Source organism: Enterococcus sp. 3H8_DIV0648, assembly GCF_002140655.1.
Lineage (GTDB): Bacteria > Bacillota > Bacilli > Lactobacillales > Enterococcaceae > Enterococcus_A > Enterococcus_A hulanensis.
Genome location: NZ_NGLG01000001.1, coordinates 1,493,679 through 1,515,206, shown reverse-complemented (window position 1 = coordinate 1,515,206; position 21,528 = coordinate 1,493,679). Strand labels below are relative to the sequence as shown.

General features: G+C 38.2%; 21 protein-coding genes and 1 pseudogene. 21 read left to right on the top strand and 1 reads right to left on the bottom strand.

Annotated features, from left to right (window positions below; genetic code table 11):
- Positions 1 to 10 precede the first annotated feature (10 nt).
- The 11 genes and pseudogenes from galT (at position 11) to argS (A5875_RS06945) (ending at position 11,275) form a co-directional block, all read left to right on the top strand.
- On the top strand, positions 11 to 1,492 hold the full coding sequence (gene galT / locus A5875_RS06995) for a UDP-glucose--hexose-1-phosphate uridylyltransferase (RefSeq protein ID WP_088932936.1): 1,482 nt from the start codon (positions 11 to 13) through the stop codon (positions 1,490 to 1,492).
- A gap of 12 nt (positions 1,493 to 1,504) precedes the next feature.
- A complete protein-coding gene (locus A5875_RS06990) occupies positions 1,505 to 2,488 on the top strand; it encodes a LacI family DNA-binding transcriptional regulator (protein ID WP_088932935.1) in 984 nt (327 codons plus the stop codon).
- 316 nt (positions 2,489 to 2,804) lie between these two features.
- Positions 2,805 to 3,512: a tRNA (adenosine(37)-N6)-threonylcarbamoyltransferase complex dimerization subunit type 1 TsaB gene (gene tsaB, locus A5875_RS06985; protein WP_088932934.1), complete on the top strand. Its 708-nt coding sequence runs from the start codon at positions 2,805 to 2,807 to the stop codon at positions 3,510 to 3,512.
- Positions 3,496 to 4,044, top strand: coding sequence for a ribosomal protein S18-alanine N-acetyltransferase (gene rimI, locus A5875_RS06980; RefSeq protein ID WP_088932933.1), 549 nt, complete (start codon positions 3,496 to 3,498; stop codon positions 4,042 to 4,044). Before tsaB ends, rimI (A5875_RS06980) begins: the two co-directional genes overlap by 17 nt.
- A gap of 1 nt (position 4,045) precedes the next feature.
- Positions 4,046 to 4,471, top strand: coding sequence for a ribosomal protein S18-alanine N-acetyltransferase (gene rimI / locus A5875_RS06975; protein WP_088932932.1), 426 nt, complete (start codon positions 4,046 to 4,048; stop codon positions 4,469 to 4,471).
- Positions 4,464 to 5,486, top strand: coding sequence for a tRNA (adenosine(37)-N6)-threonylcarbamoyltransferase complex transferase subunit TsaD (gene tsaD, locus A5875_RS06970; protein WP_088932931.1), 1,023 nt, complete (start codon positions 4,464 to 4,466; stop codon positions 5,484 to 5,486). The genes rimI (A5875_RS06975) and tsaD overlap by 8 nt, the downstream gene beginning before the upstream one ends.
- 34 nt (positions 5,487 to 5,520) lie before the next feature.
- Positions 5,521 to 5,964 (top strand): DUF3788 family protein, encoded by a 444-nt coding sequence (locus A5875_RS06965; protein WP_088932930.1) that lies wholly within the window; start codon positions 5,521 to 5,523, stop codon positions 5,962 to 5,964.
- Positions 5,965 to 6,065: 101 nt separating this feature from the next.
- Positions 6,066 to 6,389 (top strand): annotated as a pseudogene (argS, locus tag A5875_RS06960) (arginine--tRNA ligase domain-containing protein); the annotation flags it as partial.
- A 297-nt stretch (positions 6,390 to 6,686) separates the two neighbouring features.
- Positions 6,687 to 8,033, top strand: a complete 1,347-nt coding sequence (locus A5875_RS06955; RefSeq protein WP_088932929.1) for a cation:dicarboxylate symporter family transporter — start codon at positions 6,687 to 6,689, stop codon at positions 8,031 to 8,033.
- A 147-nt stretch (positions 8,034 to 8,180) separates the two neighbouring features.
- The gene (gene argF / locus A5875_RS06950) at positions 8,181 to 9,194 is read left to right on the top strand and encodes an ornithine carbamoyltransferase (protein ID WP_088932928.1); all 1,014 of its coding nucleotides are present in this window, start codon (positions 8,181 to 8,183) and stop codon (positions 9,192 to 9,194) included.
- A gap of 389 nt (positions 9,195 to 9,583) precedes the next feature.
- Entirely contained in the window at positions 9,584 to 11,275 is a 1,692-nt protein-coding gene (gene argS, locus A5875_RS06945) for an arginine--tRNA ligase (protein ID WP_088932927.1), read from the top strand.
- Positions 11,276 to 11,312: 37 nt separating this feature from the next.
- Here the strand turns inward: argS (A5875_RS06945) and A5875_RS06940 are convergent, their stop codons facing one another.
- Positions 11,313 to 11,792: an arginine repressor gene (locus A5875_RS06940; protein ID WP_088932926.1), complete on the bottom strand. Its 480-nt coding sequence runs from the start codon at positions 11,790 to 11,792 to the stop codon at positions 11,313 to 11,315.
- Between the two features lie 404 nt (positions 11,793 to 12,196).
- Here A5875_RS06940 and rpsB point away from each other — a divergent pair, with 404 nt between their 5' ends.
- The 10 genes from rpsB to A5875_RS06890 all read left to right on the top strand — a co-directional run.
- Entirely contained in the window at positions 12,197 to 12,994 is a 798-nt protein-coding gene (rpsB, locus tag A5875_RS06935; protein ID WP_088932925.1) for a 30S ribosomal protein S2, read from the top strand.
- A gap of 78 nt (positions 12,995 to 13,072) precedes the next feature.
- Positions 13,073 to 13,957 (top strand): translation elongation factor Ts, encoded by an 885-nt coding sequence (tsf, locus tag A5875_RS06930; protein WP_088932924.1) that lies wholly within the window; start codon positions 13,073 to 13,075, stop codon positions 13,955 to 13,957.
- Between the two features lie 129 nt (positions 13,958 to 14,086).
- Positions 14,087 to 14,809 (top strand): UMP kinase, encoded by a 723-nt coding sequence (pyrH, locus tag A5875_RS06925; RefSeq protein WP_088932923.1) that lies wholly within the window; start codon positions 14,087 to 14,089, stop codon positions 14,807 to 14,809.
- 1 nt (position 14,810) lies between these two features.
- A complete protein-coding gene (gene frr / locus A5875_RS06920) occupies positions 14,811 to 15,368 on the top strand; it encodes a ribosome recycling factor (RefSeq protein WP_088932922.1) in 558 nt (185 codons plus the stop codon).
- A gap of 293 nt (positions 15,369 to 15,661) precedes the next feature.
- Positions 15,662 to 16,546, top strand: a complete 885-nt coding sequence (locus A5875_RS06915; protein ID WP_369596951.1) for a MurR/RpiR family transcriptional regulator — start codon at positions 15,662 to 15,664, stop codon at positions 16,544 to 16,546.
- 106 nt (positions 16,547 to 16,652) lie between these two features.
- Positions 16,653 to 17,594 (top strand): DUF7916 family protein, encoded by a 942-nt coding sequence (locus A5875_RS06910; RefSeq protein ID WP_441316223.1) that lies wholly within the window; start codon positions 16,653 to 16,655, stop codon positions 17,592 to 17,594.
- An 18-nt stretch (positions 17,595 to 17,612) separates the two neighbouring features.
- Positions 17,613 to 18,899 carry a PTS cellobiose transporter subunit IIC gene (gene celB, locus A5875_RS06905; protein WP_088932920.1) on the top strand — a complete coding sequence of 429 codons (1,287 nt, stop codon included), beginning with the start codon at positions 17,613 to 17,615 and terminating at the stop codon, positions 18,897 to 18,899.
- Between the two features lie 332 nt (positions 18,900 to 19,231).
- Entirely contained in the window at positions 19,232 to 20,029 is a 798-nt protein-coding gene (locus A5875_RS06900; protein WP_088934648.1) for an isoprenyl transferase, read from the top strand.
- A complete protein-coding gene (locus A5875_RS06895; protein WP_088932919.1) occupies positions 20,026 to 20,820 on the top strand; it encodes a phosphatidate cytidylyltransferase in 795 nt (264 codons plus the stop codon). The genes A5875_RS06900 and A5875_RS06895 overlap by 4 nt, the downstream gene beginning before the upstream one ends.
- A gap of 141 nt (positions 20,821 to 20,961) precedes the next feature.
- Positions 20,962 to 21,528, top strand: a 567-nt coding sequence (locus A5875_RS06890) for a site-2 protease family protein (RefSeq protein ID WP_176244626.1), incomplete at its 3' end; no start/stop codon positions are given.

Below are 21,528 nucleotides of genomic sequence, written 5' to 3'. Positions count from 1 at the left end.
GGGAGAAAACGTGTCAGTCAGTCAAACAATCAGAGATTTTATTACCTTAGCGATCCAATCAGGCGGTTGGATGGAAATGGATCGTCTGTATTTAGAAAATCGAGTTATCGCTATGATTGGAGAGGATTCTCTAACACAGGCAGAAATCCGAAGAGTCACTGAAAGTGCGGTAGATTTAGTGGACCTGCTTTTAATTCAGGCAGAAAAAAATAAAGTAATTACTGATCTGCAAGCAGAAAAAGATATGTTAGAAGCCCAGCTGATGGATTTGATGACACCTCCGCCATCAGTAGTTAATGCCTATTTTGCTCAATATTATTCTAAAGATCCAGTGCAAGCAACGGATTATTTTTTCAAGCTAAGCAAAGACAATGATTATATCAAAACACGGGAAATTTCACGCAATATCATTTTTCCCGCTGAAACTGAATATGGTGAGTTAGAGATCACAATCAACCTGTCAAAACCAGAGAAGGATCCGAAACAAATCGCTGCAGAACGTCAGGCGGTAAAAGTAGATTACCCCGAATGTATGCTGTGTATGGAAAATGAAGGGTACAAGGGTCGATTAAATTATCCGGCAAGGACCAACCATCGCATTATTCGGATGAATCTTGATGGGGAAAGCTGGGGCTTTCAATATTCGCCGTATGCTTATTATGATGAACACTGCATCATTTTATCAGAAGAGCATCGCCCAATGAAAATCACCAAAGCAACATTTCAGCGCCTATTAAAAATCACGGAGGTTCTGCCGCATTATTTTGTCGGGTCAAATGCTGATTTGCCGATTGTCGGTGGTTCGATTCTTTCTCACGATCACTATCAAGGCGGACGCCACACATTTCCAATGGCGATAGCTGAAATGGAGCGAACCTTTGAGTTAAAAGCTTTTCCAAATATTAAAGCCGGTATAGTCAAATGGCCGATGTCTGTAATTCGGCTGCAAGGAAAAAATCAAAAAGATTTAATTGAAGCAGCGAATATGATCTTTCAAAAATGGCAAACTTATTCAGATAAAGATTTACAAATCGTTGCTGAAACGGAAGATGGTATACAGCATCATACAATCACACCAATTGCTCGTCGAAAAGATGATCTTTTTGAAATGGATCTTGTTTTACGCGACAACAATGTTTCAGAGAAATTTCCTGACGGCATTTTCCATCCGCATCCTGATGTGCAGCATATCAAGAAAGAAAATATCGGTTTGATTGAAGTAATGGGGCTGGCTGTTTTGCCTCCACGTTTGGAATCTGAATTAAAAGAGGTCGAAAAATACTTATTGGATGAGGACAACAGCATTGCTGATTATCATGCTGAGTGGGCGGATCAATTGAAAACTAATAATCAAATCACACATGAAAATGTGACGGAGATCGTTCAAAAAGCAGTTGGGGCCGTTTTTGCCCGCGTATTGGAAGATGCTGGTGTTTTTAAACGTGATGTTGTGGGACAAGAAGGGTTCACACGATTTATCGAGACTTTGTAGAAAGGGGCAGCGATGGCAACTATTCGTGATATTGCAAAACTAGCTGGTGTATCACCTGCTACAGTTTCCCGTGTATTGAATTATGATCAAGAGTTATCCGTCGCTCAAGAGACAAAGCAGCGCATCTTCGAAGTAGCGGAAGAATTGAATTATACCAAACATAAACGAGCTAATAAGATTGGGAAAGCAGTGATCCGTCTTGTTCAATGGTATGATGAAGCCGAAGAGTTGGCTGACCTATACTATTTATCTATCCGTTTAGGAATCGAGAAAAAGGCGGAAGAACTGAATATCCAAGTTCGCCGTGAAACGCTGAATGAGCTATCAGATATTCAAGTTAGCGGAACAATCGCTTTAGGCAAGTTTGATGCGGAGCAGATTCGGCAGTTAAAAGAAATCGATGAGAATTTGCTTTTTGTTGATTTTGATGGAATGAGTCTAGGATTAAATTCAATGGTCGTTGATTTTGATCAGAGTGTGGATCTTGTAATTGATCATTTTATCCGTCATGGACATCAAAAGATCGGAATTCTTTCAGGAGAAGAAAAGACCAAGCATAATTTTCAGCCTATTGAAGATCCGCGACTATTGGCCTTTAAGCTTAAAATGAAACAAATAAATCTATATCGTCCGGAGTTTACATTGACGGCAGCTTTTTCAATGGAAGCTGGAAAGAAAGCAATGGCTGATTTCCTATCGAAAACGCAGGAACTGCCCAATGCTTTGTTCGCGTCGAGTGATGCGCTGGCTGTGGGTGCGATGCAGGCAATTCAATCAGCAGGGTTACGAATTCCAGAAGACATCTCGGTGATCGGATTCAATGATGTCAGTGTAGCAAAATATGTATCACCGGCCTTAACGACGATTAAAGTCGAAACTGAATGGATGGGGGAATTAGCGGTCTCAACGATTCTGGATTTAGCAAAAGAATTTTCGCCGGTCCCCAGAAAAATTATGCTGGGAACGAAGCTCATTCAACGAGAATCGACAAAATAATTTGGAGCAGCGTGTTTTGCTGCTCTTTTTGATCTTAAAGAAAGGATAAAAATTTCTCAAGTAAAAACATTGAATCAACAGCTTTAACTGTGTCCGGCTTCACGAACAAGCTTTATCGGCAATAAGCGAAAATTTTGTTAAGTCTGAGAAACGACTTATCAAAATTTTAGTCTTATTGCTCAAAAGCTGAGCGAGTTCGCGAAGCCTTTCTAATGTCGTCAATTAGGGAAAGAAGAAATTCTTACACACTTAGTAGGAAAGCAAATATGGTTTGTGTTAAAATATTGCTATCTTAAATGCGAGGAAATGAACTTTTATGAAATTATTAGCGATGGATACATCCAATCAAACTTTAACCGTGGCAGTTTTAGAAGATGAGCAGGTATTGGCTCATTTTCAGCTGAATCGAAAAATGAATCATAGTCTAACCTTAATGCCGGCGATTGAATCTGTGATGGAGGCCAGCGGATTGAAGCCTACTGATTTAGATCGAATCGTTGTAGCAAAAGGTCCAGGCTCATATACGGGTATCCGAATCGCGGTAACAACTTCAAAAACATTAGCGGAGACATTAAAAATCGAGTTGACTACGGTCTCTAGTTTGGCTGTAATTGCTGGGAATGCTCGGACTAATAAATTAATTATTCCATTGATAGATGCACGTCGGAATAACGTTTATGCTGGAGTTTATCGCTGGGAGAATCAACAGCTGATAAATGTCTTGGCGGATCAGCACATCGCATTAACTGATTTATTGGATCAGATTAAGGAACCAGCTTTGTTCGTTGGGGAAACAAGTAAATTCAAAGAACAAATTGATTCAGCTCAATTGACTGCAGACATTTCAGAGGCAGATGAGATGAATTTACCCAATGGAATAATTTTAGGGAAATTAGGTTTTCTCGCGAAACCGATCGAAAATATTCATGGATTAGTACCTGCATATTTAAAACGGGTAGAGGCGGAAGAAAAATGGCTGGAAACGCATCGACCAGAGGACGATAATTATGTTGAAAAAATTTAGCGGATTAGTAAAAACGATCTTATACGGAAAGCAGTATCCTTTCAATTCAAAATATGTAAACTTAAGAGATGAAGAATACTTATTAAGAAAAATTATCGATCAGGATATTAAAGAGTTAATCGCACTGGAACGCGATGTTTACTTTGGCGAGACTCCATGGACGAAAAGTGCTTTTCTTTCAGAGATTCATTCGCCAATTCCTCATTTATATATTTGTATTGTCACTCAAAAAGAAGAAATTGCCGGTTTTATCGGCAGCCGCTTGATTGGAAACGATACGCATATTACAAATATTGCTGTGGGTACAGGCTTTCAGAATCGCGGTATCGGTAAGCTTTTGATTGACGAAGTAGAAAAATTCGCTATAATGAACGATTGTGAAACTCTCTCTTTAGAAGTACGTCTCAGTAATACGGATGCCCAACGTCTATATCGAAGGCTGGGGTTCTCGGCTCGGAATATTCGCAAAAATTATTACACTGAGAATAATGAAGATGCTTTAGATATGATCAAACGTTTGGAAGTGGAATAGATTGGAAGATTTAGCAAATAAACTCTGGGAAATCAGTCAGACAGCATATGCTTATGAGTCACCCTGGTCTGTTGCCCAATTCGCTAGTGACATGAGGCAAGCGCATAGTCACTACTTTATCGAGGAAACAGAATGTATCGCTTTTTTAGGATTTCATCAAGTATGCGATGAAATAGAAATTACCAATATTGCGGCCAAAGTCAAGGGTCAAGGGCATGGTAAAAAACTACTGAAGCGTTTGATTGAGCACGCTGAATCAGAAAAAATAGCGAGTATTTTTTTAGAAGTACGTGCTTCGAATCGAGAGGCGCGTCTTTTTTATGAAAAGTTTGGGTTCCAAGAAATTGGAACGCGTAAAAATTATTATCAGCACCCTCAAGAAGATGCGGTACTGATGTCTTTGAAAGTAGGAAATGCAGATGAATGAATCAGAACTTATTTTAGCGATCGAAAGCAGCTGTGATGAAACGAGTGTTGCAGTAATCGAAAACGGTGAAAGAATTCTATCTAATATTGTTGCTTCACAAATAAAAAGTCATAAGCGATTCGGCGGAGTCGTACCGGAGGTGGCCAGTCGTCATCACGTCGAACAGATCACGATTTGTATTGAAGAAGCATTGAGTGAAGCAGATGTGACGGCACAGGATCTTCGAGCAGTAGCAGTAACTTATGGTCCCGGACTGGTTGGAGCGCTATTGATCGGATTGAGTGCAGCCAAGGCCTTTGCTTGGGCGAATGGATTACCCTTATTACCAATTAATCATATGGCAGGACACATCTATGCCGCACGTTTAGTTGAACCTTTGGAGTTTCCTTTGATGGCTTTGTTAGTTAGCGGCGGTCATACAGAGTTAGTTTATATGTCAGAAGATGGCTCATTTGAAATTATTGGCGAGACTAGAGACGACGCTGCTGGAGAAGCCTATGATAAGGTTGGTCGAGTATTAGGATTAAGCTATCCTAGTGGGAAAGAAATCGATGAATTAGCTCGTCAAGGGGAAGACACGTATGATTTTCCACGCGCAATGATCAAAGAAGAAAATTTTGACTTCAGCTTTAGCGGATTGAAAAGCGCCTTTATTAATCTTACCCATAATGCGGAACAACGTGGAGAAGAATTAGACAAAAAAAACTTAGCAGCTAGTTTTCAAGCAAGCGTTGTTGATGTATTAGTGACAAAGACGATCAAGGCCTGTAAGACTTATCCAGTTAAGCAATTGATTGTAGCCGGAGGTGTAGCGGCTAATCAAGGTTTACGAGAAAGAATGTCTGCAATGATAAAAACAGAATTACCTGAAGTAAAATTGATTGTACCGCCATTACGTCTGTGTGGAGATAATGCGGCGATGATTGGGGCTGCTGCTCATGTTGAATTACAAAAGCATCATTTTGCTGGTATGAGCTTAAATGCTAATCCAAGTTTAGCTTTTCAGCACATCTAACTCCTTGCTATAATGAGCATAAGGAGGCGATATGATGGATCAAAACTGGCAGAGAAAATTTTCAATAGATGAAAAGCCGACATTGGAAGACATGAAAGAATTTGCTGCAGATACTTATTTCGAAAAGTTGTTGGATTATTTGTCGGAAAAGTATCAACCTAAATTTTCTATTGAATACTCAAAGGAAAAAGGGGCATTTGGCGGTTGGCATCTAAAAGCAAAAAAGTATGGCGGAAACTTTGGTACAATTTATCTTAGAGATGATTGCGTAAGAATGATGATTGTTGTGTCGGAACTTTTTGAAGAAGAACTAGCAGAGAACGTTTCTTCGATGTCTGAACAAGTACAAAAAACATTTAAAGAAAGCAAACCTGTTATGGGAGGATACTGGTTCGTCGTGGATATCACCTCTGAGAAAACGTTTAGGGATCTCCAGTATTTAATTACTTTACGTGTTCGAAAATTGAAGACTAAATAATGACTAAAGCAGCTAAAATTTTAGCTGTTTTTTTGTGTAGAAAAAATAAAGCTCGGGAAAAGGTGTATATTAATCCCTTATACACATCTAGATGTGTATAAGAGACAGCCTTAGAATTATGGAAATGGTTCCGAAGTGAATCTTTAAAAGAATTCAATAAAATTTACGGTATGTTGGAAGTTGATTTTGATTCTTTCAATGGAGAAGCTTTCTATAACGATAAGATGGATGAAGTTGTGACGATGTTAGAAGAAAAACATTTGTTGCAAACCAACGAAGGTGCAGAAATTGTAGACCTTGAAAAATATGGTTTGAATCCAGCACTGATCAAAAAATCTGATGGAGCCACATTGTACATTACTCGTGATTTGGCGGCAGCTCTTTATCGCAAACGTGAGTATAACTTCGTTAAGTCATTATATGTCTGTCTCTTATACACATCTAGATGTGTATAAGAGACAGATACTATATAGTGCAAGTGAATAATTTTGGAATGGAGGCGTTAGAATATGTATTTACATCAAAAGTGACTTTGATCAAAAATAGAACTTAGAGTTTCTAAGGGAGTAAATCCATATTCTTATGGATATCATTCGTTTATTAATGTGAAATAGATCACTTGTGTAAAAATGAAATCGTTTAATAATAGAATATTCATCCCGCAGAAGCTCAAATTGAAAGATCGGTGATCTTTATCAAACAATTTGAAATGGAGTGGTTAGGTGTTATTAGCAGTATCTTTTCTTATCGTGTTGGGTTCATTGTATGGACTAATCTTTTTGAAACAAAAGAAATGGTCGTTTTCCAAACGAGTTGTAACGGCTTTGGCTATCGGGATCATTTTAGGGTTGATCTTTAATCAAATTCTACCAAAGGCAGATGGAGTAATTCTATCTGATTGGATTGGAATCATAGGCAGTGTTTATGTAAAACTATTACAAATGATTGCAGTACCTCTGATTTTCGTTTGTGTGCTGTTGGCATTTACTAAAATTGAGATCAAAACCAATGTGTTAAAAGTCGGAATGTCGATTATTGGTACGTTAATCGTAACTGCTGGAATTGCCGGAATCGTTGGGATTGTAACAGGATACTTTTCAAATATTGACGGAAATTCCTTCAATATTTCTCAAACAGCATTACATTCAGCAAATGAGATCCAAAAGAGCTATGTTTCTGGCGGTGAGCAAACATTGACGATGCCGCAAAAAATTATCGCGATCTTTCCTTCAAATCCATTCTTTGATTTGACCGGTCAAAGAGCGAGTGCAACATTGGGCGTTGTTATTTTTGCTTTCTTTTTGGGGATCGCTTATTTAAAAATTAAAGATAAAAAAGTCAAAGAGGCGCAACTATTTAAAGATTTTCTCGACAGTGCTTACGAAATCATTATGTCTGTCGTGCGTCTATTTATTTCTTATGCACCATATGCAGTCTTAACAATCATGATCGCAACAATCGTTAATAATGATGCTTCGGCTGTTTTGAAACTAGCTAAATTTTTCGCAGTTTCTTATATTGGAATGCTGATAATGTTCCTAATTCAGTTGGTGATTTTAACAATTTGCGGCTTACCACCAGTTCGGTATTTGGCTAAGGCATTTCCGGTGCTATCCTTTGCCTTCATCACAGCATCAAGTGCTGGATCAATGCCGATGAATATTGAGATGCAAGATGAACTGAATATTCCTCGAGGCGTATCAAGCTTAGCTACATCCTTTGCAACATCAATGGGAATGAACGGTTGTGCTGGAGTATATCCCGGAATCATTATTGCAATAGTCGCAATGACACAAAATATCAATCCTTTATCTCCGCAATTTTTACTTTATGCAGGCTTCATAATCGCAATGACTTCATTTGGTATTGCGGGAACAGGAGGCGGAGGAACCGTCGCAACGATTATCTCTTTATCGGCCTTGGGGCTGCCTGTTGGTTTGGTAGGTGTCTTCATTGCTGTGGAACCACTTATTGATATGGGACGAACAGCAATTAACTTGAATGGCGGAGTAGTAGCGAGTGCCGTCACCTGTAAGTTAAATCGAATTAAATTGTCGCAGGCAAAATAGATTGAATGACTTCCTCAAGAAATTGGGGAAGTTTTTTTAAATAAAGCATAATTAAGCTTGATACTTTCTGATTATTCAGTTATTATGAATAAAAATGAATTTCAAGCGTGTTTTATCGAATTAATATTCAAAAATGGAGGAGTTATGATGACAAGTATTTTTCAAGGGAAAAGTTTTTTAAAAGAAATCGATTTTACTAAAGATGAATTACTCTATTTAATTGATTTTGCCGCGCATTTGAAAGAGTTGAAGCAACAAAATATTTCTCATAAGTATTTAGCAGAAAAAAACATTGCATTGCTGTTTGAAAAAACGTCTACTCGGACGCGGGCAGCCTTTACCACAGCGGCAATTGATCTAGGGGCTCATCCTGAGTATTTGGGGAAAAATGATATTCAATTAGGAAAAAAAGAATCTGTCGAAGATACTGCAAAAGTTCTTGGAAGCATGTTTGACGGTATCGAATATCGAGGATTTTCTCAAACAGCTGTCGAGGCTTTAGCGGAGCATTCGGGCGTACCGGTTTGGAACGGTTTGACTGATGAATGGCATCCTACGCAAATGTTGGCAGACTTTTTAACAATCAAAGAACATTTTGGAAAGTTGGAAGGACTAACTTTAGCCTATGTAGGCGATGGTAGAAATAATGTAGCTAACTCTCTTTTAATCACTAGCGCGATTCTAGGTGTAAATATTTCGATCGTGACACCAGAAAAACTATTTCCTGACCAAGGCTTGATTGAGATGGCGAAAAAGTATGCTGAAGCTTCAAAAGGAAAGATTTCAATTACAGCTGACATCGATCAAGGTGTAGCACAAGCGGATGTGGTATACACAGATGTTTGGGTTTCAATGGGTGAGGAAGAGGCATTTAAGGAGCGAATCGACTTATTATTGCCGTATCAGATCAATCAGGAGTTGATGGCAAAAACGAAAAAAACTGAAACGATCTTCCTGCATTGTTTACCCGCTTTTCATGATCTTGAAACAGAAGTAGCAGAAGAGATCAAAGAAAAGTACGGTCTAACCGAAATGGAAGTTACTGATGAAGTCTTTCGCAGTGAAAATGCTTTACAGTTCCAGCAGGCTGAAAACCGCATGCATACGATAAAAGCAGTAATGGCTGCGACTTTGGGAAATCTCTTTATTCCAAAAGCATAAAAATATCCTACTTGACTAGTCAGATGAAGAATTTTCTGTTAATATGAATGCCAGATAATTATTTCATCGATGAAAAAGAGAAGTCTATGGTCTGTTTTGCAGCGAGTTCGGGCAGGTGAGAGCCGGATAAACAAAAATAGAGGGCGCACTTTTGAGATGAAACGGCAGCTACCGTTATAGCCTAAGCTGGTCGTTTACGACAATAAGAGTGGTACCGCGGGAATTCTCGTCTCTGATGTATTTTATACATCAGGGGCTTTTTTTTGCGATTTCTACAGCTAGTTTTTAGCTAGTTGAGTAGAATCGTATGCGAAACGGGAATAAAATACTTTTTTGGAAAATGAGTATCTTAATCTTGAGATAGCTATTTGGAAAGGGAGGAAATTTGGATGAATAATAAAGAAATCGTCGCACAAGCTGTTTTCGAAGTAGTTAAAGAAAACCTTACGTTGGCAGAAGTAGAACGTTTACTAGAAAATCCTAAATCAGTGGATCATGGAGATGTCGCATTTCCGGCTTTTGCTTTGGCAAAAGTTTTTCGAAAGGCACCACAACAAATTGCTGCGGAATTAGCAGAAAAAATCAGCCCCGAAGCATTTGAAAAAATCGAGGTTGTAGGACCATATTTAAACTTCTTTATGAAAAAAGAAGTGATCTCAAGTATGGTTTTAAAACAAATTGCAAAAGAAGAAAATCATTTTGGAGATGGTAATATTGGAAATGATGGCAATGTAACAATCGATATGTCCTCGCCAAATATTGCTAAACCAATCTCAATGGGACATTTACGTTCTACAGTAATTGGTAATTCAATCAGTTTGATTTTAAGCAAGATCGGCTATAATCCAATCAAAATCAATCATTTAGGAGACTGGGGAACGCAATTTGGTAAGTTAATCGTTGCTTATAAAAAATGGGGTTCGGAAGAAAAAGTTAAAGCAGAGCCAATCAATGAGCTGCTGCGTTTGTATGTGGAATTCCATGAAAAGGCCGAAGAAGAACCAGAATTAAATGATGAAGCACGTGCCTGGTTCAAGAAATTGGAAGAAAATGATGAAGAAGCCTTAGAATTATGGAAATGGTTCCGAAGTGAATCTTTAAAAGAATTCAATAAAATTTACGGTATGTTGGAAGTTGATTTTGATTCTTTCAATGGAGAAGCTTTCTATAACGATAAGATGGATGAAGTTGTGACGATGTTAGAAGAAAAACATTTGTTGCAAACCAACGAAGGTGCAGAAATTGTAGACCTTGAAAAATATGGTTTGAATCCAGCACTGATCAAAAAATCTGATGGAGCCACATTGTACATTACTCGTGATTTGGCGGCAGCTCTTTATCGCAAACGTGAGTATAACTTCGTTAAGTCATTATATGTTGTAGGAAATGAGCAAAGCGGCCACTTTAAACAATTGAAAGCTGTTTTGAAAGAAATGGATTTTGATTGGTCAGATGAAATGGTTCATATTCCATTTGGATTGATTACAAAAGATGGCAAGAAGCTATCGACTCGTAAAGGGAAAATTGTTTTATTAGAGGAAGTTCTAAATGAAGCGAAAGATTCTGCGCTAGCCCAAATCCAAGAAAAAAATCCTGATTTGCCAAATAAAGAAGAGGTGGCCCATCAGGTTGGTGTCGGTGCAGTAGTCTTCCACGATTTAAAAAATGATCGTTTGAATAATTTCGACTTCAACTTGGAGGAAGTTGTCCGCTTTGAAGGTGAAACCGGTCCATATGTTCAGTACACACATGCTCGTGCAATGACAATTTTGGAGAAGGCAGGATTTAGTATTGATACTGAAGCTGTTTATGCATTGAATGATGCTGACAGTTGGGAGATTATCAAGTTGTTGCAAAGCTATCCTGAAATCGTGATGCAAGCAGCGGATCAATACGAACCGTCAGTGATTGCAAAACATTCGATCAGACTAGCACAGGCCTTTAATAAATATTACGCACATACGAAAATATTGGTGGACGATGACCAGAAAGAAGCGCGACTAGCATTAGTTCATGCAGTAACAGTAATCTTAAAAGAAGATTTACGATTATTAGGTGTTCATGCCCCAAATAAAATGTAAACAAAAAGCCGGAGAAAATTTTCTCTGGCTTTTTTTGCTAATTGAAAATCGAACTATTTGTTGGATCTTGTAAAAACTCAGTAACTCGTTGCGCGTCATCAGCTGTTCTTGAAATAATGATAATTGTATCGAAGCTCGCCATTGTTGCGACGATCAGCTCGCTTGAAAGATCATCTAAAACAGAAGCTAATAAATGTGCATTGTCTGGCAGGGTGCTGACGATTGTCATAAATTCAACAGTATCAACTTTAACGATTACGTCGTTCGTCATACGAATCAGACGTTTGATGTCATCATCTTCAGAAGGTACCTGCTGTTCTTGAAACAATTCAAAACGCGGTTTACCAGATTCGTCGATTGTTTTCACGATTTTCAAATCGCGAATATCTCTTGAGATGGTCGCTTGAGTAGCTGTAACTTGATATTGCTGTAAATAATCCATTAATTCGTTCTGATTTCTAATGGGATTATCTGTGATAATCCGTTTGATTAACTCATGTCGATCTTTTTTTCGCATAAAAAAACTCCTTATTCATATGTAGTGAACTAATTTATCCAGAATAGTTGAAAAATTAGTTTAAACTCTAGTCAAATTCCATAAAGGATTATAGTAGTTATTCTAAACGACAGCTTTTTTAGACTCACAGCGTTAAGAAAAACTCTCGAAATTATAATTATGCACCCAGTATAGCAGAAAAAGTTTTTTTAAACAGTATTCCTTTATAAATATTAATGTATCAAAAGTGAAAGAAAAAAGATTGATTTATTAAAAAGACTCTTGTATAATTACTAATTGTGTGTAGGCGACTATACATAAAAAATCCACATTCTGACTTGATTTGTAAGGCGGTGCTGCTTGTCAGTTCCTTATAAAGAAGAGAGCAGGAGAGGAAAACAAAAAACCAATTGGAGGAAACACAAATGTCAGTATTGTCTATGAAACAATTACTAGAAGCCGGCGTACACTTTGGTCATCAAACTCGTCGCTGGAACCCAAAAATGAAGAAATATATCTTCACAGAAAGAAACGGAATCTACATCATTGACTTGCAAAAAACAGTCAAATTAGTAGATGCAGCTTACGATTACATGAAAGATGTTGCTGAAGATGGCGGCGTTGCATTGTTCGTAGGGACTAAAAAACAAGCTCAAGAAGCAATCAAAGAAGAAGCTGTCCGCGCTGGTCAATACTATGTAAACCATCGCTGGTTAGGTGGAACTTTAACTAACTGGGATACAATTCAAAAACGTATTGCTCGTTTGAAACAAATCAATGCTATGGAACAAGACGGTACTTTTGAAGTATTGCCTAAAAAAGAAGTTGTTGGTTTGAACAAAGAACGTGAACGTTTAGAAAAATTCTTAGGCGGTATTGCTGATATGCCTCGCGTTCCAGATGTTATGTATATCGTTGATCCTCGTAAAGAACGTATTGCCGTTCAAGAAGCTCATAAATTAAACATTCCTATCGTTGCTATGGTTGATACAAACTGCGATCCAGATGAAATCGACGTAGTTATCCCTTCAAACGATGATGCTATTCGTGCCGTGAAATTAATCACTGCAAAAATGGCTGATGCTTTCATCGAAGGTAACCAAGGTGAAGATCAAGTAGCAGAAGAAGACTTCGTAGCTGAAGATGGCGGACAAGCAACTTCAATCGAAGAAATCGTTGATGTAGTGGAAGGCGACAATGCTTCTACTGAATCAGCTGAATAATTTCGTAGCATATGCTGCTTCAAAGTAAATATTTTCCTTTGAAGCAGCTTTTTTAGAAAAACTAAGGAGGCCCTTAAAATGGCAGACGTAACAGCTAAAATGGTAAAAGAACTACGCGACATGACTGGCGTAGGGATGATGGATGCTAAACGAGCATTAGTAGAAGTAGAAGGCGACATTGAAAAAGCTGTTGATCTTTTACGTGAAAAAGGTATGGCTAAAGCAGCTAAGAAAAACGACCGTATCGCTGCTGAAGGTTTAGCTTCAGTCGCAGTACACGGAAATACTGCTGCAATCGTAGAAGTAAACTCTGAAACAGACTTCGTTTCTAAAAATGAAATGTTCCAAGACCTAGTTAAAGAAATTGCAGAGTTAGTTGCTGAAAACAAACCAGCTGACATGGATGCAGCAATGAAATTGACTAATGCTAAAGGTGAAACTTTAGAAGCAGCTTTAATTGAAGCAACTCAAGTTATCGGTGAAAGAATTAACTTCCGTCGTTTTGAAGTTGTTGAAAAAGAAGATAATGCGGCATTTGGCGGATACCTGCATATGGGTGGACGTATCGCTGTATTAGCTTTATTAAACGGTACAACTGACGAATCAGTTGCAAAAGACGTTGCAATGCACGTTGCTGCAATCAACCCTCGTTATGTAAACGAAAGCCAAATTCCAGAATCAGAATTAGAACACGAAAAAGCTGTTCTTACTGAACAAGCATTAAATGAAGGTAAACCAGCTAATATCGTTGAAAAAATGGTTATTGGCCGTCTAAATAAATTTAAAGCAGAAATCGCTTTGGTTGATCAACCATTCGTTAAAGATCCTGACATGACTGTTGAAAAATATGTATCTTCTAAAGGTGCTACAGTTGCAAGCTTCGTTCGTTTCGAAGTAGGCGAAGGTATCGAAAAACGTGAAGATAACTTTGTTGAAGAAGTTATGAGCCAAATCAAAAAATAATACTGTTTTTTAAACAGTCGGGAACGCACGGAAGATGTGCGCTCCCTTTTTTTAAGCTAATTCAAATTGGGCTGGCTTCAATGGCAGAGTATGCTAAAATATCAATAGAGTGACAGTGGAGGTATTGAGATGAATGAACCAAAGTATAAACGTGTAGTATTGAAACTTAGTGGAGAAGCCTTGGCTGGCGATGAAAAATTTGGCATCAATCCACCCGTGATTCAAGAAATTGTTGAAGAAATCAAAGAAGTTCATGATTTAGGGATTGAAATGGCCATCATTGTCGGCGGCGGAAATATCTGGCGTGGACAAATCGGTGCTCAAATGGGTATGGAACGAGCGCAAGCAGATTACATGGGGATGCTGGCAACAGTGATGAATGCCTTGGCATTACAAGATGCATTGGAAAATATTGATGTCCCAACACGTGTGCAGACATCAATCGAAATGCGCCAAATCGCGGAACCATATATTCGCCGTAAAGCGGAACGCCACCTTGAAAAAGGCCGCATTGTAATTTTTGCTGGCGGAACAGGAAATCCTTACTTCTCAACTGATACAACTGCGGCATTAAGAGCAGCAGAAGTAAATGCTGATGTAATCTTGATGGCCAAAAATAATGTCGATGGTGTTTATTCGGCTGATCCAAAACTTGATGAAAATGCTGTGAAATATGAAGAATTGACTCATTTAGATGTGATCGCTAAAGGATTACAAGTCATGGATTCAACCGCAAGTTCATTAAGTATGGACAATGACATTCCACTTGTTGTCTTTAATTTGAACGAAGCAGGAAATATTAAACGTGTTGTACTCGGTGAAAACATCGGGACGACTGTAAGGGGGAAATAAAATGGCAGATACAGTAATGAATGAAGCAAGAGACAAAATGAAAAAAGCTCAAGAAGCTTTGCAGCGTCAATTAGGTCAAATTCGTGCTGGTCGTGCAAATGCGAGTTTGCTTGACCGTATCACAGTTGATTACTATGGCGTACCAACACCTGTGAATCAAATGGCATCCATCACTATACCAGAAGCGCGTGTATTAATGGTTACACCATTTGATAAAAACATGATCAACGATGTAGAAAAAGCGATTTTAGCCAGCGATATCGGATTAAATCCTGCTAATGATGGAAATGTACTACGTTTGGTGATTCCTCAATTAACAGAGGAACGTCGTAAAGAATTAGCTAAAGAAGTGAAAAAAGAATCAGAAGGTGCCAAAGTCGCTGTTCGTAACATTCGTCGTGATGCGATGGATGATTACAAGAAACAACAAAAAAATGGCGATATGACAGAGGATGATCTGCGCAATGCTGAAAAAGATATGCAAGCTTTAACGGACGAAAACATTAAAGCGATTGATTCGATTGTCGCTGAAAAAGAAAAAGAACTATTGGAAGTTTAATCTATTCGAAAAAACCTGAAGAGAGTTTCTTCAGGTTTTTTGTATGCTCAGCACTTCCAAACTTCCGAGGTTCTATATGGTTTAAAAATCCGAGTGCATTCATTAAAAAAAGCATTCAATAAGCATTCAATAAGTAATTGTTTGGCGGAGGTAAAATTGCGTTGGGATAGTTTCTAATGTACGATAAAGTATAAACATTTTTCCGAATCTAATTAGCGAGGCTTCTGATATACAAGTTTTTTACATAGCTTAAAAAGCGGCAGGTGTTATTATTTTTCTGAGTATTTACCATAATGAATAGCGAATGTTCTTTAGGGAAAGTAGGTGGAGTCATGGATTTAATGAAAAAAATGCAACAAGAGATCTTCACAGATAGCGAGCAGGCAGTGATCAATTATATTATGCAGCATTCAGAAAATATTCTGGATCTTTCAATTTATCAGCTGGCAAAGCTAAGCTGTTCTTCCACTTCAACGATTGTTAGAGTATGTAAGAAACTAGATTTTAACGGGTTTAAGGATTTTAAGACTCAGCTATTCAAAGAATTGAAAAACCAGTTTTTGCTGGAAAAAACAGTAGATGTAAATCTCCCGTTTCAAAGAAATGATTCAGATTATCAGGTTTCTTTGAAAATAGCCCAGCTTACTTTAGAGAGCATCAGTCAAACACAGGCCTATCTTAACGAAAAAATACTTCAACAAAGTGTTGATTTGCTGATTAATGCTCCTACTTTGATTGGTATCGGTATTAGCCAGAATCATGTTCGCTTACAGGAGTTTCAGATGAAATTGCTGCCGATTGGGCGATACATTCGGTTGGTGAACTCGCAGGCAGAACAGTTTCATTTAGCAAATAATGGAAATAAGGACGATGTCGTTTTAATAATTTCCTATAGCGGTAAAACAGCAGATGTGGTAAATGAAGCACGAATGTTTCATGAAAATGGCAGTAAGATCATCGCCATTACCTCAAATATCAAAAGCCCGCTCGCTGAGTATGCTGATTTAATTTTGGACATTCCTAAATTTGAGAATCTTCATTTCAAGGTTTCGAATTTCTCTTCTCAGATTGCTATCGAATATATTTTGAATGTTTTGTACTCTTGTATTTATAAACGCAACTTTGATATGAACTATGCTTCTGTACAGTTAGGCCCTGATTCCACTTTTTTATTCTGATGTTTTGGAACAAAGTTCCAAAACATCGTTTTTTTTTGCTTAAAGTGAGAAACATCCGAAACTATGTGCCATATCTATTAAAAAACTGAACAAAGGAGTGATACATGTGAAACGATTATTAAGTTGTAATGCAAGCGATTTCATGGAGATGGACCCGCAAGAATTAAAACAGGCAATCCTAGCTTCTGAAGGTAGAACAGTTTGTTCTGAAATGGTTATTGTTCATGAACCGGTGATTCATGATGTTACAAATGCTGAGGTTGCACGGGCAGCGGGTGCTGATTTGATCTTACTGAATCTGTTAGACTGTTTGGAGCCGTTGATTATGGGAATGGATGGCGTCTCTTTTCAGAATTATGCTTCTATCAAAGAAGCAAAAACATTCAATAAAAATCTTATTCGAGATTTAAAAAAATTGGTATGTCGACCAATAGGCGTGAACCTAGAACCTGTTGCTGAGGAAGGGACCAGTATGTTGGAAGGGCGTTTGGAAATACCTGAAGGTCGAAAATGCACTGAAGCGACTTTAAAAGCAGCGAATGAGTTAGGCTTTGATTTTATTTGTTTGACAGGTAATCCCGGTACAGGTGTTAGTAATCAGACAATTGGTGAATCAATTAAGCTGGCAAAAAAATACTTCAGCGGTTTGATCATTGCAGGGAAAATGCATAGTTCTGGAGTCAATGAACCAGTGGTAACTAAAGAGGCGATTGAAGAATTTGTAGAAAATGGTGTTGATATCCTGCTCGTGCCAGCTGTTGGGACTGTTCCGGGATTGGGAGAAACTGATTTGAGGGAAATCGTTTCATTTGCTAAGGAAAAAGAAATTCTTACTATGTCGGCCATCGGTACAAGTCAGGAAAGTTCAAGAGTTGAAACAATTCGACAAATTGCTATTGAGAACAAAAAAATCGGAGTGGATATTCAGCACATCGGCGACTCTGGTTATAACGGTATGGCAAATGTAGAAAATCTGTTTGAGATGGCCATAGCGATTCGAGGCATGCGCCATACCTTGAGTATGATCGCTCGTTCAATTAACCGCTAAAAGAAAGAAGGGGTTCGAATGAAAAAAGTAAACAGTTTTTTGGAAACGAAACTGGCACCTATAGCCGTTAAGGTTGGTACACAAAGACATCTGCTAGCTGTTAGGAATGGTATGCTTTTCGCTATGCCGCTAATTATTATTGGTTCGTTCTTTTTAATTTTGTCCAGCTTGCCATTTCCTAATTATGCAGAATGGTTAGCCAGCCACTGGGATCTAGGTACTTGGTTTAACAAAATTGTTAACGGTAGTTTCGGTTTAATGGGTTTGGTAGCTTCTTTTGGAGTGGCGTATAATTTAGCCAAAAGCTATAAGCTTGACGGAGTAGCACCGGGAATTATCTCACTTTCTTCATTTCTGATTTTGACACCAGAAATTGTCGATAAAAATGAGGTCAGCGGATTTGGTTACACTTATCTTGGAAGCGGCGGTTTATTTGTTGCTATTATTGTAGGTATCGTTTCAGTGGAAATCTATAAAATATTTATTCGCAAAAATATTGTAATCAAAATGCCCGAAACTGTACCTCCTGAAGTTAGCCGCTCGTTTTCTTCTTTGATTCCAGGATTTGTGATTATTGCAGTATTTGCAATTATTCAAAAATTACTCGAAGTTTCTGATTTGGGAAATGCCCATGTGCTAATCACTAATCTTTTAGGAGGGCCTTTAAGTTTAATCGGCAGTTCTCTCTTGGGGACAATAGTAGTCGTGATTATCACTTCCTTGTTCTGGTTATGTGGTATTCATGGAGCTGATGTAGTCGGTTCGGTACTTTATCCTATCTGGTATATGAATTCTGATATAAATCGAGTAGCTTTTCAGGCCGGAGAAGCGATTCCTCATATTGTCAGTTATCCATTTATGATGAATTTCGTCTATATGGGCGGCGGAGGTGCCACATTAGGGTTGGTAATTGCTATTGTGCTCTTCGGAAAAAGTAAGCAATCCAAGCTGATGGGAGGCCTTACTCTGGCACCCGGGATTTTCAATATAAACGAGCCCTTGATGTTTGGTCTACCAATTGTAATGAATCCTATGATGTTCATTCCATATATCTTAGTTCCGGTGATGAATGTGCTTATCTGTTATTTGTCAATGGCCAGCGGATTGGTGGCTAAGGCAGTAGGAATAAATGTAGGTTGGACAGTACCGCCTATTATTAGTGGCTATTTAGCAACTGGCGGACATATTAGCGGATCAATTTTGCAAATTATTGTTCTTCTGTTGGACGTGATTGTTTATATGCTGTTCTTCAAAATTTATGATAATCAGTTGTTGCAAGAAGAAGCGATATCCGAAGCACAATGATTACAAGCGTTCTTTGAGTGGTGTCAGCTACTTGAAGGACGCTTTTTGTGTGCTTAAATTAATTGTGGTATTCAGGAATAATGAAATTGAAACACATACTTTAAGGAGGGATACTTGGTTTTACATTAGGTATAAGATCGGTTTTCAAAGTGTCCAATAGAAAATGAAGATCAAGTTTATGGTTCGATTTTAAGAATGTCAGCGTTCAAAAATCATTGAAAAAGCCTAAAGGTATTCATTTTTCGTAGGAATAACCGTACTTTATTGTTATAATGGCAGATGACTTTTCAAAAGTTTTTTATTTGTATCTTAATAAAGGAGGGAAAAACATGGTGTTGCGATTTTTTCCACAAAAACAAAAATATACGCCAGAAGCAGCGCAATTCGTTTTTGATCCTGAAGGTGCTGTGCCAAAACATATTGCAATCATTATGGACGGTAATGGGCGTTGGGCTCAAAATCGACGTTTGCCAAGAATTGCTGGGCATAAAGAAGGCATGGAAACAGTAAAAAAGATTACCAAACATGCTAATCGCTTAGGCGTAAAAGTTTTAACGCTTTATGCTTTTTCAACAGAAAACTGGAAACGTCCAGAAGAAGAAGTGAACTTTTTGATGCAGCTGCCTGTAGATTTTTTTGATACCTTTGTACCAGAATTGATCGAAGAGAATGTACAAGTTCATGTAATGGGTTACGAAGAATATTTGCCCGCTCATACGCAAGATGCGGTAAAACGAGCAATCGAACAGACTGCGCAAAATGACGGTCTTGTTTTGAATTTCGCGTTGAACTATGGCAGTCGTGCTGAAATTATCACGGCAATCAAACAAATGGCACAAGAAATTAAGGATGACGAGCTTTCTGTTGAAGCGATCGATGATGACATCGTAGGTGATCATCTAATGACAGGTTTCTTGCCTAAAGAGTTACGGGACCCTGAACTAGTCGTAAGAACCAGCGGGGAAGAACGGATAAGTAATTTTTTACTATGGCAACTAGCCTATAGCGAATTGTATTTTACTAAAGCCTTATGGCCAGATTTTGATGGGGACCATTTAGAAGCGGCAATTGCTTCTTTTCAACAACGAAATCGACGTTTTGGTGGCTTGAACAAGGAGGATAAAAAATGAGACAGCGAGTCATTACCGCAGTTGTCGCCTTGGCAATCTTTATTCCGATTCTTTATGTCGGCGGCATTGCAGTTGAATTGGCGGCAGCAATATTAGGCGGGATTGGTGTATATGAATTGTTTCGTATGAAGGGACTTGCAATCCTAAGCTTTGAAGGAGTACTTTCAATTTTAGGTGCGGTTTTTCTAGTGTTACCAGCGGATCGTTGGATGCCCTTTTTAAGTGGCGATAACAGCAATTTTCTATTGTTCTATTTAACAGTGATGATTATTTTAGGATTCTCTGTTGTTTCGAAGAATACTTATACTATCGATGAAGCAGGTTTTCCAGTGGTTGCCAGTTTATACGTGGGAGTTGGATTTCAAAATCTAGTTACAGCACGTGCGGATGGCTTGGCAATCTTACTCTTTGCTTTCTTTGTTGTTTGGGCAACGGATATCGGTGCATATATGGTAGGACGGAAAATAGGAAAACATAAACTATGGCCAGATATTTCACCCAACAAAACGATTGAAGGGGCATTAGGAGGGATTGCTAGTGCAGTTGTAGTAGCAATAGTATTTGTCTTAGTTCAACCAGCAGTGTTCCAACACAATCTCGTAACAATGATTATCTTTACAATTATTTTCTCAGTTGTGGGGCAATTTGGTGATTTAGTAGAGTCAGCAATCAAGCGTCATTATGGGGTGAAAGATTCAGGGAATATTTTACCAGGACATGGCGGAATTCTAGATCGTTTTGACAGTATGTTGTTTGTTTTTCCAATGATGCATTTGTTAGGTGTATTTTAAAAAGAGCGGAGACGCTCTTTTTTTCATGATGAAGTTTACACGGAATTTTTTTAAATTTTCTATGAAATGATCAGTAAAGGAATATATTTTTTCGATACTATGATAAACTGTCTCTAAGAAACTAGTGAAGGTAGGAAAATTATGCGTACGATTATTACGTTTTTAATCGTTTTCGGTGTCCTTGTAATTGTTCATGAGTTCGGACATTTTTTCTTTGCAAAACGAGCAGGAATTTTAGTTCGGGAATTCTCGATTGGCATGGGACCAAAACTTATAGCCCATATGGGAAAAGATGGCACTACATATACGTTACGTCTATTGCCGATCGGCGGCTATGTTCGAATGGCAGGTATGGAGGATGAGGAAACTGAGTTGAGTCCGGGGATGCCGCTATCAGTTGAACTGACCTCCAATAATGAGATTCGTCGAATTAATGTTAGTAAAAAAATTCAATTACCTAACAGCATTCCAATGGAATTAATCTCTGCTGACCTTGTAGATGATTTGGTTATTAAAGGTTATGTGAATGGCGACGAGAGCCAAGAAACAACTTACAAAGTTCAGCATGATGCCACGGTGATTGAAGAGAGTGGAACAGAGGTCCGGATTGCACCAAGAGATGTGCAATTTCAGTCTGCTAAGTTAGGCTCGCGTATCCTGACTAATTTTGCAGGACCAATGAATAATTTTATTTTAACTATCATATTG